The following is a 14,027-nucleotide window of genomic DNA, read 5'->3' on the forward strand; positions in this document are numbered from 1 at the left end:
CGATTTGATGAAGTGAAAACGCGTAATCATTACGATTAGAATGCGCGGTCGTGTGTAATCATTACGATTTGTATCGTATGAACAAGCCGGACTCGAAGTCCGGCTACTTACATGAGGGTTGGGCATGCTATCAATCTGTCGGGCGCGAAATGATATATTCGTAAACTTTACATTAAAGAAGTATAGCAACCGGCATAGAGGACGTCAATCCCGCACGCGAATAAGTTTTTGACCGGATTGTGACGATGGGGGTGGCGGGCGCCAGGTCCTTCTTAGGAAGGGAGCATCTACCACGCGAAAATCTCGCCTTGGCGCCGGATGGGGTTTGCCAGTTCACCGTTTATCGTCTATACTGAATAAATCTTCAGTATTATGAAACGGGACGCGGCGGCGCGCTTCGAGCGGCCGCTTAGGCGACGAGGTGAGACCGATTTGAACAAAAAGCAGCAGCAAACCGAGCAGACGAAGAAACGAATCGCCGACGCGGCGCGCGCGTTGTTCGTGCAGAAAGGTTACAAAGCGACGGCGATCGAAGAAATCGTGAAGGCGACGGGATGCAGCGCCGGCAATATCTATTATCATTTCAAGAGCAAGGAAGGGCTGTTCCTCCATCTGATCGAAGAGTGGAACAGGGAATGGGAGGACAATTGGCTCGTCAAGGAATCGCTCTACCCGACGACGATCGAGAAATTGTACGGCATCGCCGAGCATCTGGCCCACGATCAGCTGAACCACCCGCTCACCAAGGCCGTCGACGAGTTTTTCAATAACGCGGAGAAGGCGTCGGACATCGAGGAACGGCTGAACGAGATGGTCCAGGGCTATATTGATTTCAATCGGCAGCTGCTGCAGCGAGGCGTCGACGGCGGCGAGTTCAAAGTGACGAACGTGAACGGGCTCGCCATTATATTGGACGCGCTGATGCTGGGGCTCAATCAGCATACGCGCCGGATGGAACGAGAGGAAGCGCTGGCGACATATCGGCTGGCCATGGATGTGTTTTTGCATGGCATCGCCTAAGCTGATTGGTTTGCGTTCCCTGTCGGAAAGACAGGGAACGCAGCATTCAGCGGTTGTAAGCTGATTGGTTTGCGTTCCCTGTCGACAGACAGGGAATGCAGCATTCAGCGGTAAGTAAGCTGATTGATTTGCGTTCCCTGTCGGAAAGACAGGGAATGCAGCATTCAGCGGTAAGTAAGCTGATTGGTTTGCGTTCCCTGTCGGAAAGACAGGGAACGCAGCATTCAGCGGTTGTAAGCTGATTGGTTTGCGTTCCCTGTCGACAGACAGGGAATGCAGCATTCAGCGGTAAGTAAGCTGATTGGTTTGCGTTCCCTGTCGGAAAGACAGGGAATGCAGCATTCAGCGGCAAGTAAGCTGATTGGTTTGCGTTCCCTGTCGGAAAGACAGGGAATTCAACATTCAGCGACAAGTTGTTATGCTTTTTTTTGCCCACATCTAGAACGAAAATTCAGTATTATGCAATCGGAGGTACCAACGCATGACCTTATTACTCAAAAACCGGGGCGCCGTCCTCATCCTCATGTTCAATCTGTTCCTCGTCTTCACCGGCATCGGCCTTGTCATTCCGATTATGCCGAAGTTCATGGAGAGCCTCGATATTACCGGCGGGATCGTCGGCCTGCTGGTGGCCGCCTTCTCCCTGACGCAGCTGCTGGCTTCGCCGCTGGCGGGCCGCTTGTCGGATACGTTCGGACGGAAGAGAATGATCGTCCTCGGCATGCTGCTGTTCGCGTTCTCGGAAGGGTTGTTCGGCTACGCCAGCTCGACGACGGTGCTGTTCATCGCGCGGATGCTCGGAGGTATTAGCGCGGCCATGATCATGCCGGCCGTCATGGCGTACGCGGCGGACGTGACGACCACGGAGGAGCGCGCGGCGGGGATGGGATACGTTAACGCAGCCATCACGACCGGTTTCATTATCGGCCCTGGCATCGGCGGCTATATCGCCGAGTTCGGCATCCGGGTGCCGTTCTACTTCGCGGCCGTCGCGGGCGTGCTCGCGGCGCTCATCAATATGTTCATCCTGCCGGAGTCGCGGCCCGCGAGAGAGGCGGCATCCGCGCCAGCCGACGGAGCGTCTAAGCCTCGCGTCGGTATGCTCACCCAATTGCGGTACGCCTACCGGGAGCCGTATTTCTTAAGCTTGATCATCGTCTTCGTCTTATCGTTCGGCTTGGCGAATTTCGAGACGGTGTTCGGTCTGTTCGTGGATCACAAGTTCGGCTTCGAGCCGAAGGATATCGCCTTTATCATCACGTTCGGCTCGATCGCCGGCGCGGTCGTTCAGTTGACAGCGTTCAGTTGGATCTTGAAGCGCTTCGGCGAGAAACGCGTCATCTCGATCTGCCTTCTCTTCGCGGGCGTGTTCATTCTGCTGACGTTGTTCGTGCACAAGTTCTGGATGATTTTCGCGGTCACCTTCATCGTGTTCCTGGCCATCGATATTTTGCGTCCGGCGATCGGCACCCAGATGTCCATGGTCGCCGAGGATCAGCAGGGCTACGTCGCCGGCCTGAACTCGGCCTTCACGAGCCTGGGCAATATTATCGGACCGATCGTTGCGGGATTTTTGTTCGACGTCGATATCAACTTCCCGTACGCGCTCGCCTTTGTCGTCTTGTTCTTATGCTTCATGCTGAGCATGCGCGATCGTTCGCGCAGCGATCAGGGGGCAGGCGCGGCGGCAAGCCAACAATAGACACTATGCATGAAAGCCGGTCGGCGACGACCGGCTTTTTCGTATGCGTGGCCACTGTTACCGGCGAATAAAAGGATACGCAATAATAACGAACGGTTAGTCTTCATTTTCTAGGCGAGCGCCTAAGATGGGGCGCGGGCGCCGCTGATCGGCATGCTGTTCCTTGAAGGCGTTCCGATGAGGGGCGGAATCGTGGCGCTGCCGAGGTGAAACGTCTACTGGGGTGGGCTATGCGGTAGGGTCGTCTATGATCCCAATTTCGAGGAGAGGAAATCCCGACATGCGGGACTTCCATCGCGCGAAGGGATGTGGTAGCATATGGTTTGTGCAAATGATGGATATTCCTCTGCAAGAAACCACTTCGGCAAGACTCCAACCGATCCAAGTTTCCAACCGATCCTATTTTTTGACTCTTTTCAATTAGGCCATCCGCAACTACAAGCAATGAAGCCAATCCTCTTTGAGTTGTGCCTCTACGAGCATCATCAACCCGCATACCCGCTTACGTGTTTGCATTCCCGCTATGATCCGCAGACTCTGTTTCCTTATTCCCGCAGGTTTTCGTTAAGCATGTCATCCCGGCGATTCTAGAGCGTCATCGGCGAGTCGGTCGGCATGAATGCCGCCGCGATTGGTTCCGCTAACGCAACACTCCCTCGTATGTTCTGCCCATTCGCTTACCCGGCCCCTCGCGACTCTTGCATCCATACGCGATGGCGGAATAACGCTAACGCTCATTGCTTTCTTGATGCCGAACCATAGAAGGACTGTTAGCGACGCGTAGAAAAGCAACTTGCAATCACCCATTAGGAAATGCCATCAACAAGGCGCGACAATCGAGATTGCGGCGACAAGCTCTCGTGCCGGATCGCCTGACCAACCAATTAACGCGCCCAGACGATTCGATTCTGCGAAGGAGGTGAAGGAACATCTCGGGCGCGCTACCGTTGGTTGTTATCTTGCAGCAAAGGATACACGAATGAACAAGCATTATAGGAGGCTCAAAATGAGAAAGCAGGCACACTACAACCTGGGCATGCGCATGATCGCCTTCCTGCTATCCGTTGCCTTATTAGGCGGCGGTCTATTCGCGGGATGGGGAACGGCGGAAGCCGAAGAATCGCTGCCGGGCTTCCCGGGTCTGATCGTCCCGATGGACGACGGGAACGGGGGAGAAGGGGCGATGTGGAATCATCTCCATCAAGTTTATGACGATCTGACGCCCGTGGTCGCGGACAATGTCCGCGTCACGCCGGACGGCAGATTCGCCGGCTTCATCTCGTATCGATACGTAAGCGATCCGGCCGGAGGCGAGCTGCATTCGCAGCTTATGCTTTTCGACCGCGAGAGCGGGTCCTTGGAATCCGTCCTGCAGCTGCAGCCGTCGGAAACCAAAGAGCCGGTTCGCTTCTCGATGTCGGATGACGCGCGCTGGTTCGCCTTCTCGGGCAAGAAGCGCATGATGGAAGACGCATATCCGCAAATTTACCTGTACGACCGGAAGGAAGACGCGCTTACGCTCGTCAGCAAGCAAGCGAGCGGCCTTCCCGTGAACGGCATGAGCGACAATCCGTCGATCAGCGCCGACGGACGGTTCGTCGCCTTCGAATCCAGCGCGGACGATCTAGCGGACGGGGACGAAAGCAACTTCGACATCTTCGTCTACGATCGCGACCGCGATGCGAGCGAGCTGGTCAGCATCCCGGCGCATGCGGAGAATCCGGACGACGCGGCGGGCGGCAACAGCGAGAAGCCGTCGATCAGCGCGGACGGGCGATACGTCGCCTTCGAGTCGAGCTCGCCTTATCTGGTCGAGGGCGACGAGAACGGCAACAACGACGTGTTCGTCTTCGACCGCCAGACGAAGCTGGCGAAGTTGATCAGCGCTCCTGCCGCAGGAGGCGAAGCGGATCGCTCCAGCGGCGCGCCGTCGATGAGCGCCGACGGCGCGATCGTCGCTTTCGAATCGTACGCGCCGTTAGTTGCGGACGACACGAACGACGAGAAGGATATTTACGTATACCGGGAATCGAGTCCCGCGGTCGAGCGCGTATCCGTCGACGAGAACGGAGCGCAGAACGCGTTCGAGAGCTATCAGCCGCTGCTTAGCGCGGACGGCAAGTTCCTCTCGTTCCAGACGTGGCCGACAACGGCGGATTTCGAGCGCGCGTGGATCGCCGACTTGGAGGCGGGCACCGTGCGGAACGTGAGCGTGGCCGGCTCCGAGAAGGAGCTGACCGATCCGCTCACGGAGCTGGCGATCAGCGGCGAAGGCGCCGTCGCGGCCTTCAATGCCGGTTACCCGGTCAAGGACCCGACAACGGGCGAAGACATAACGATGGTCGGCCTGTTCATCGCGTCCAAGACGAGCGGCGGCGGTCAGGCGCCGACCTGGCCGGCCGGCAGCAAGCTGGAAGCGGCCGACGTGAAGACGGATTCGATCGCGCTTACGTGGACGCCGGCCTCCCATCCGCAAGGAATCAAGACTTATCGCGTCTACAAGGACGGCGAACGGCTGGAGGACGTGAACGGTACGGCCCTGTCCTATTTGGCAACGGGGCTGACACCCGCGACGGAGTACGCGTTCCGGATCGAAGCCGTAGGCGCGGACGACGTCGCGACGGCCGGCGGACCGAGCCTTCGCGTCGCGACGGCGGCCGATGACCGGACGCTCGACGTGAGCCTGAAGTTCGATCGGCTCTCGCCGAAGCGGATGCCCATGCTCGGCGGCAAGCTGATGATCGAAGCGAAAGCGAAGACCGGCCGGACGATTGCGGCGAAGATCGTCTATGCCGATTGGCTGGACGAAGCGGGAGAGCGGCTTCCCGCCCCGCGCGCGGCCGAAGCTTCCGTGAATCTGATCGAGACGATTCCGGGCACCGGCACCTATTCGGCCGTCTTTCCGATTCGTGAGGGCATCGCCGAACTAACCTCGGTGAGCGCGTCGATGACGGGCGCGGCGGGCGGACCGGTCGAGCAGCCGGCGGAAGGGCTGCCGGTCGCGGTGGCCGGCAGCGTGAAGGTCGCGTTCGTCAATCCGGGCGAGATCGATCTAAGCGGCGCCTATCTCTTGGCCGTTAATCAGCAGGACGGCGGTTCGACGACGGTGGCGCTGAAGAACGGCGATCCGATCGTCATGGAAGGCGTGACGCCCGGAGACAAATACAATTTGACGCTCTACGCGAGCAGCGGCAGGGGGCTTGGCCAACTGACCGACTTCCGGGTTGCGGCAGGTCTATCAACGGAGTTGACCTTGGAGGTACTGCGTACCGCGCGCTACCGGTTCAAGGTGACGGATCAAGACAATAAGCCGGTGTCCGGTATCGGCGTGGAAGTCTGGAACGAGGCGGGCGACGATTATTTGGCCGGCTTCCAGTCGGAAGCGGAAGGCTTCACGGGCTGGACCGAGACCGAGAATGTCACGAAAAAGCTGACGGCGAAGATCGACGTGAGCGGCACCCAGTACGAGCAGCCGGCGAACCTGCCGTTCACGCTGAAGCCGGGGGATACCGAAATTCCGATCACCGTTACCCGCTCGCCGCAAGGCAAGCTGCAGGGCAAGGTGGTGACCAGCGGCGGCGAGCCGGTGTTCAACGCGCTCGTCACGACGACCCAGACGTACAAGGGCGAACCGATCGTGCAGAAGGCGTTCACCGACATGAACGGCGCTTACGAATTTACGCTGTACGCGGGCGAGGTCGCCATCCAGGCTGCCCAGACGGCCTATCACTATAATTCGGAAGAAGGCCTGAAGGCCGTCGTGGAGAAAGATAAGACCACCACCTTGAATATTCCGGTTCGCATGGCCGAGTCCGGAATGGTCACGTTCAAGGTTTATGTCAAAATGGTGGGCGGACAATGGCAAGGCCCGGTCGACATGGAGCAAATGCGCTTCCGCACGGATCTTCGCACGAAGTTTGGAGGCCGCTCAGGTTATTATCAGAACGCGATCCAGCTTCAGGGGCAACCCGGCGAAGAAGTTCAAGCCTGCGTATCGGGCATGCTGAACGGACCGTTCGACGCGTGCAGGACGATCGCGTTGGACGATAAGGCCAACGGCACGGTCGAGCTGCGCATCGAGGAGAACGGCGGCGTGCTGACCGGCACGGTCGAAGCCTCCGGCAACGCGCGGATTAACGCGAATCTGTACGAAGTCGTCGGCGATGAACTGGTCTACGCGAACTCGGACAGCTTCAATAACGGCCGATTCGAGCTGTACGCCAAGAAGGCGGGCACGTACCGGCTGGAGTTCAACCGCAGGGACCCGGTCACGAACAAAATGGCGACGGCGTTCAAGCAAGTGGTCATCCGGGAGCAAGAGACGCTGGACGTCGGGACGATCACGCTGCAGCCGGCGGGGTACTTCTTCCATGTGACGGCGAACGGCTTCTTGGCCCAACCGAACGAAGTCTCCCCTGGCGCGACGGTTAATCTGCGCGCGTTCTACCAGAACCACGGATCGGATGCGGTCACCGGGGCGACGCTCAAGATCGTGCTGCCCGAAGGGGTCTCGCCCGTCACGGAGCCTGGCGGCACGCGCATCCCGGTGAAGCTGAACGGCGCTGCCGCGACGGCCGTACTAAACGGCAATACGGTCGATGTGCCGCTAGGCAACGTGGAGAAGCGGGCGCAAGGCACGGTCGTGCTGCAGGCGAAGTTGGCCGCCGGCTACGAGCAAGGCAAGACGCAGTTGTCCGCGCGAATCGAAGGCACGGCGGGAGGCGCGAATATCAACGAGTCGCTCGGTCTCGTGCAGCTTGCGGTGCCGCGCGTGTCGATCGAAGCGCCGGCGCAGACGGCGTCCTCGACCCTTCAAGTGCTCGGCACGGCGCCGGCCGGCAGCGACGTTCGGATCTACGACGACAACCAGCTGCTCGGGACGGCGCATGCGAACGTGTCCGGCATCTGGAAGAGCACGATCGAGCTGACGAATTCGGACGGCTCGGACATTCACCTGCTCTGGGCGGAAGCCGAGAACGGGGGACGCAAGCTCCGCACGGATCGCAAGGTGGTCACGTATCGCCAGAATGAGCCGGTGCTGCAGCAGATCGCTCTGGCGCAGCATCCGAACGGCAAGTGGCTGCAGATGAACGTGGAGCAGGGCGTCGCCCAGCTGCCGTACACGGTCGTGCCGGGCAATCCGTTCGCCTTCATTTTGAAATTCAGCGAGCCGGATAAGGTGAAGAACGCCCGGATTTATTTGGGCGGCCAGATCGGCGGGCCGGTCACGGCGGAGAAAGGCGCGGACGGCTTGTTCCGCGCGACGGTGCCGACGACGTCGGGCGCCCTTGGCGGACTGTACGTCGATTTCGATACCGTCAAACCAAAAGTCATCGTCAGCCGCGATATCCCGACGGAAGAGGAAACCCGGAATTCGCTGCCCGCGAAGATGAAAAACTTCGACATCGTGGAGAAAACGCCGTTCGAACGGGATGGCGACGTATACACGGGCAGCGCCGTCATAGAATTCCCGGATCTTCCGGGCTATCGCCTGGAGGCGAAGCAGACGATCGGCGCGACGAAGACGTCCTACCGCCCGACAGTGGAGGAGATCGTCGAAGCCGAAGCGACCGGTCTGCTGATGTACAACGTCAGCATGGACGTGGAGGAAGATGGCGACCGCGTCAACGTGAAGGTTAAAGGATATGTGCCGGGGTCGGTCATCTTCCCGGATTTCGCAGCGGCGAGCCGCTCGGCATCCTTCGCGACGCTGGACGACGGCGGCGGATTCGATCCGCTGGAAGTGCTCGACGAGCTCGACATCGATGCGACGCCTTATCAGAAGGGCATGGTCGAAGTGACCCACGAGTATTCCATGCTCGCCAAGGAAGCGTCCGCCCCGCTATCCGATATTAAGGAGCAGTACCAAGGCTACCGCGACTACGCGGGCAAAATCACGAAAATCATGGACAACGTCGAAGCCGCGACGCTGTGTCCGGAGAATATCGAGGCGACCGGAGAGCAAGCGGGCAAAGCGCTGCTCGTGACGGTCGGCGGCGAAATCGCGAAGACGGCGATCGGGGCCTGGACGGGCGCGATGATGCTCGAAGGTCCGGTCGGCGTAGTCGGCGGCTTCGCCGGCAAATACGTTTCCAATAAGATCGACAGCTACGTCGACGAGCAGATCGACAAGGTGAAGTCGGTCGGTCCGACAGACCCGCAGAGCTGCGAGGAAGACGAGAACTACGACGATCTCGATCCGGAGAACATTTATAAGAAAAGATTGAAACGCGTCTACGCCAAGCTGAAATGGATCTACGATCCGAGTGGCTATGTGTACGAAGCGGTGCCATCGAACCGTCTGACGGGCGTGAAGGCAACGGTACTGTACCAAGACAAGGTCACCGGTGAATGGAAGGTCTGGACCGACGCCCCGGAGTACGGCCAGATCAATCCGCAGCTCACCGACGGCGAAGGCCGCTACGGCTGGGACGTGCCGGAAGGCAAATGGAAGGTCGTCTGGGAGAAGAACGGTTATCAAACGGCGAGCAGCGCGGAGCTGATCGTGCCGCCGCCTCATTTCGACGTGAACGCGGGGTTGATCTCCATGGCGCCGCCGATCGTCGCCGGCGTGGAAGCCGTCATCGGCAAGGATGGCAGCTACATCGACATTGATTTTAGCAAATACGTGAAGACGGCGGGTCCGATCGCGGCTGGCGGTATTACCGTTACCGGTCCGGATGGCGCCGCCTTGGAAGGCGCCGCGGCTTACGCGGAGATTCAAGAAGGCGAGCAAGGCCCGCTCTCGCGCAAGGCGAGATTCACGCCGAGCGGAGACGGCTTGCAGGAAGGCGTCGATTATACGGTCACTGTCCAGCCTCAATCGTTCACCAGCTATGCGGGCGTCAAAATGCTGGCCGGCGACGAGCGCATCGCGCGCGCCGTCCGCCGGGATGCGGAAGGCCCCGTGCCGGCGAGCGCCGAGCTGATCGGAGGCAATCGCGTCGTGCGCCTCGCGTTCAACGAGCCGCTCGCCACGGACGCGTTACTGAATCCGGAGTCGTTCGAATTGACCGGCGCGCATGCATCCATCTTGTCGGCGGTCGTCGAACTGCCGGAAGGCGAAGAGAAGCCGACCGCGGTCGTCCTGACGCTGGGCGGCGCGCTGCCGGAAGGCGCCGGTATAGCGGTTCGCGCCGCGGCGGGGGCCGCGGCCGATCTGGCCGGCAATCCGTCCGAAGCGAAGACGATAGCGGTCGGCGGTCCGGATGCGACGCTCGGCGCGCTCGTCATTGAAGACGGCACGCTGACCGAGCCGTTCGCGAAGGACAAAACCGACTATACGATCAAAGTCTCGGAGAAAGCCGTCTCGTTCCGCCTGAAGGCGACGGCGGCGGCCGGCGGCAAGATGTCCATCCGCGGCGTGCCGCTTGCGGGCGATACGTTCAAGACGATCGAAATCCCGAGCGACGGCATCATCCCGATCTTGGTCGAAGCCGCGAACCATCCTGGCGTGACTAAGACGTTTACGCTGACCATCGCGCGCACGGCGCAGCCTGGACCAGGTCCGGGCGGCGGCTCTGGCGGCGGTTCCGGCGGAGGGGTTCCAATCCCGTCCGAAGGCGATGTCGCCGATATCGGCCGCGATGCCGAGGTCGCGACCAAGACGACCGAACAAGGACGCAAGCAGGCGGTCGTCAGCCTGAAGAGCAAGACCGTCCTTGACGCGCTGAAAGCCGCGGTGGGCGGCGAGCTATATGTTCAACTCCCGTCCGGCGCCGATGCGTACGACGTGGCGCTTCCGGCCGACGCGTTCCGCGCCTTGGCCGAAGCCAAAGTCAAACTGAGACTGAAGACCGATTCGATGTCGGTCGTCATCCACGCGGATGCTTGGGTATCCGGCATGAGCGGCAAGGCGACGGCGGTGCACTTCGCACTCGACCGTGCCTCCGCGCAAGAGGAGCAAGCATGGCTGGATACCTTGCGAGCGAAGTTCGGCGGATTGACCGCGGCATCGGGCTTGTACCGATTAACGGCAACCGCCGCGGAGGGCGAAAGCCGTGTTCAGCTGTCCGCATCCCGTGCCGACGCCGCTATGGCGCATTGGCCGGAAGCAGGCAAGGCTACCGCTATCTATCGTTATAACCAAGCGGCGCAGGAATGGAAGTACGCGTCGGACCTTCCGAACGCGAAGGGACTGCCGCTTGATGCGGACTACTTCGCCGCAATGATCTACGCGAGCGTCTTCGCGGACATCGGCGGGCATTGGGCGAAGGATGCCATCGACTGGATGGCGGCCCGCTTGTTCGTCGGCGGCGTGACGGCGAAGTCGTTCGAACCGGACCGTCAAGTCACGCGGGCCGAATTCGCGGCGATGCTCGCCCGCATCGTCGGCGGCCAGCCGGCTAGCGGCGGCGCTTCGCCATTCGAAGACGTGCAGCCGGGCGCCTGGTATTACGACGCGGTTCGCGTCGCTTACGACCGGAAGCTGATCACCGGTGACGGAAGCGGGAAGTTCAACCCGAACGAATACGTCACCCGGGAGCAAATGACGGCCATGGCTTGGCGCGTATATCGCCAGCTTGCCGAGGGGGCTTCCGATGCGTCGGCAGCAGAAGCGAAGCAGCTGCTCCAACCGTTCTACGATGCGGCGGCCATCGACGGCTGGGCGAGAGGCGACGTCGCCTCCTCCATCAAGGCCGGTTTGGTGCAAGGCGTCAGCGAGACGCGGTTCGAGCCGGATCTCGTAGCCACTCGAGCGCAAGCGGCAACGGTACTGCGCCGTCTGGCGGAGAAGCTGGGGCTTACGCAAGAATAAGGTTTACGGACGAAAGGGCCGGCGCGAGCGCCGGCCTTTTTGCCTTTTTGCGTCTTCTGCTCTGTATCTTGGTTAGAACATCTGTGTTTAGCTTTGAATGGGAGAGAATATACTTTTCGCCTGAGGAGGAAAATAAAGTTTTAGACTGGCAAAGGGCATTAAGCTCTAACGGGCAGCGTGGTGGCTAATTCAAAAAGTGGATTATAATAATGGTCAGACGAAAAAAAGCGGGGACGACAAAATTGGGTGTTAATACAAAGGGAAAAAGAAAGCTCGTTCATTGCGAAAGAAGCTATTTTTGGTATGTCAAAGAAGATGATGAAGACTACGGGCGAATCAAACTTTTTATTGTTTCGGATGATAAAAAGTTTATCGTTTCCTATGAAGTTGGACAATCCAAACAAGTGCGAATCCCGTTCATTGTAGTTATGGGCTTGGAATTTGGCGGATTGAAAAATGGCGGTCGTAGCAGTTGGGTTAGGGTACAGACGCCTTTGTGGGATGACGAGGTTATAACGCCGGGTCTTGTGAAAACCATTATTGAATGGAGTTTGATGGGAAAAGAAAGTCTCGTTTTCGTGGATTGGAATGGAAATGTAATTTGCTAATATTAATCCCGTCATCATCGTCAGCAACTGTCATTGCTTTAGTGCGAACTCGGAGGAGGATCGGGTTATGAGAGCAAGCAGCAATTATGAACCGGCTACGTCATATAGGTTATATTGATGCGAAGTTAAAAACGCCATCATATGACCATGAATCACATGGGGTACGTATGTTGTATGGTGACCCGACTAGTGAAGATACTGATACAATCGTTATTTTCAAAGACTGCAATGGACATAGCGGCAGCCGTCCAGTTGATCGGCAGCCGCTCGTCGTTGAACTATCGGGCAGTTTAGCGCAACTTTCCAGTGTTTGGAAACGTATTAATGCTTATTGGAATTAGCAAAATTCTTCGATGAGAGGAGAAATTAATGAAGCTGAAGCTAATTACATATCTTTTGGTTTTAATTGTTTTCACAGGATGCTCTAAAGAGCCTGCTTTGAATTACTCTGCACCAACCAACGAACAGATAACAACATATGTAGCAGAAAACAATTTAGAGATTCTGGATAGCATTTGGATAAAGGACTGTGCTCTAATATTGCTGAAGAACTCATTAATAACACTGTATTCTGACCAGCATGAAGAGTTATATGATCATAAGTTAACCTGGGGATCAAACGATAAAGACTTGATAACTGTGGGGAATGGAGTACCCTACATTGCGATTATTTTACATGATGATTTAAAGAATAAAGGAGCCACGTATATTAATGTGAAATATTCAGATGGAACAATTGAATCAAGGGGAATCACTCACAAAAAGGGTTTAATAATATCCAACTTCAGTAAAACCACGGTACAAAATATTTCAGTTACTAATGCCAAAGGCGAAGAAATATACAGTAAATGAAGATGAAGTAGCGCAAGTTAAACACGACGAGGAATTAAACTATCGGCGAACGTTACTTTCCAGGTATAAAGCCGTATTAGCTGGTTAAGGGCAGTAATTTAGAGGGGAGAGAAAGCGAACATTTATATCTCAACATTGATTTACGTTATCCTAAGTGTACTTATGGTTATATTGTTCGTCATGTTTGTAATAAAGAGCTTTAGAAGAAAATGAACTAAAGTAAGCCCTACAAATTGAACTAACGGAGAACGATAGTTCAATGAATATTGCGGCAGTCGGTCAGTCGATCGGCTGCCGTTCGTCATTGAACTAACGGGCAGATTACATCAATGAACCATGAGAAACTTCTAAGAAGATAGGGCGTAATATTAGAAAAACAAAGCGAGGAAAAGTACGTGGAAGATAGGTTACTAGCGGCATTAGCCTGTTTGATTCCGGTTGTGTGGGGTCTTTTATTCATTTTATTTCCAGTATTTATGTATCGAACTACCGCTACGAATACATTAAAGAAAAAACCATCTCGCTCTGATATTAGGCGTTGCAAAGCAAGTGGATATGTTTTTGTAGCTGTGGGGATTACATTGGTAATTGTTGTAGTTTCGGGGGGATTTACTAAGTAATACATATATCGCCCCAGTGCTGCAAGCGGTACGGTTGGTGGCCCCCTCCACCTCTACTGAACTAACTGGGAACGATACTGTAAAATACGGGTTAACTAGGGGGATGTAGATAATGTTCAAATTACTATGGCGAAGAAGATACTACTATTTTGCGGGCTATATTTTAGGGGGTCTTATTGGATTATTGAATATTTTATTGGGGGGGGAAATCGAAACAAATGAACTAATTACTTTTCCGTTGGGAAGTTGCATTATTTTTGGTTATTTATTTTATGTCCTACACAAACAACGTGAATTGCTTAAGGAAAAAGGTAGGATGATAATCTTTTCAAAAGACGGGTTGTTCCATCTATCTCTGAATTTTGGTGTTTTGTTTATGGTGCTACAAGATGTCAAGACAGCTTTTTTGATATTTTAAGGTGTGAAATAATGCACAATGGACTGCTCTTTTATCCTTCAGCTCTGCT

At 56.5% G+C, this 14,027-nt stretch carries 7 protein-coding genes; all 7 read left to right on the top strand.

The genetic code is table 11. The features are described from left to right. The first annotated feature begins 432 nt into the window (after window positions 1-432). Window positions 433-1,020 (top strand): TetR/AcrR family transcriptional regulator, encoded by a 588-nt coding sequence (locus BCM02_RS24255; RefSeq protein WP_148931700.1) that lies wholly within the window; start codon window positions 433-435, stop codon window positions 1,018-1,020. Window positions 1,021-1,501: 481 nt separating this feature from the next. After that, the gene (locus BCM02_RS24260; protein WP_148931701.1) at window positions 1,502-2,722 is read left to right on the top strand and encodes an MFS transporter; all 1,221 of its coding nucleotides are present in this window, start codon (window positions 1,502-1,504) and stop codon (window positions 2,720-2,722) included. Window positions 2,723-3,728: 1,006 nt separating this feature from the next. After that, a complete protein-coding gene (locus BCM02_RS24265) occupies window positions 3,729-11,480 on the top strand; it encodes an S-layer homology domain-containing protein (protein WP_187434387.1) in 7,752 nt (2,583 codons plus the stop codon). Between the two features lie 209 nt (window positions 11,481-11,689). Beyond that, window positions 11,690-12,088 (top strand): hypothetical protein, encoded by a 399-nt coding sequence (locus BCM02_RS24270; RefSeq protein ID WP_246183531.1) that lies wholly within the window; start codon window positions 11,690-11,692, stop codon window positions 12,086-12,088. Window positions 12,089-12,457: 369 nt separating this feature from the next. Next, complete coding sequence (locus tag BCM02_RS24275; protein WP_148931703.1) at window positions 12,458-12,940, top strand: hypothetical protein; 483 nt, start codon at window positions 12,458-12,460, stop codon at window positions 12,938-12,940. 395 nt (window positions 12,941-13,335) lie between these two features. After that, window positions 13,336-13,560, top strand: coding sequence for a DUF6199 family natural product biosynthesis protein (locus BCM02_RS36725; RefSeq protein ID WP_484217501.1), 225 nt, complete (start codon window positions 13,336-13,338; stop codon window positions 13,558-13,560). A 112-nt stretch (window positions 13,561-13,672) separates the two neighbouring features. Continuing rightward, entirely contained in the window at window positions 13,673-13,978 is a 306-nt protein-coding gene (locus tag BCM02_RS24280; RefSeq protein ID WP_148931704.1) for a hypothetical protein, read from the top strand. The last annotated feature ends 49 nt before the right edge of the window (window positions 13,979-14,027 follow it).

The sequence above is a fragment of the Paenibacillus methanolicus genome, from assembly GCF_008124765.1.
In the GTDB taxonomy this organism is placed as follows: Bacteria; Bacillota; Bacilli; order Paenibacillales; family Paenibacillaceae; genus Paenibacillus_Z; species Paenibacillus_Z methanolicus.

Coding starts and splice junctions, on each gene's coding strand:
- BCM02_RS24260 (WP_148931701.1), top strand. CDS start 1,502: ATGACCTTATTACTCAAAAACCGGGGCGCCGTCCTCATCCTCATGTTC.
- BCM02_RS24265 (WP_187434387.1), top strand. CDS start 3,729: ATGAGAAAGCAGGCACACTACAACCTGGGCATGCGCATGATCGCCTTC.
- BCM02_RS24270 (WP_246183531.1), top strand. CDS start 11,690: ATGGTCAGACGAAAAAAAGCGGGGACGACAAAATTGGGTGTTAATACA.
- BCM02_RS24275 (WP_148931703.1), top strand. CDS start 12,458: ATGAAGCTGAAGCTAATTACATATCTTTTGGTTTTAATTGTTTTCACA.
- BCM02_RS24280 (WP_148931704.1), top strand. CDS start 13,673: ATGTTCAAATTACTATGGCGAAGAAGATACTACTATTTTGCGGGCTAT.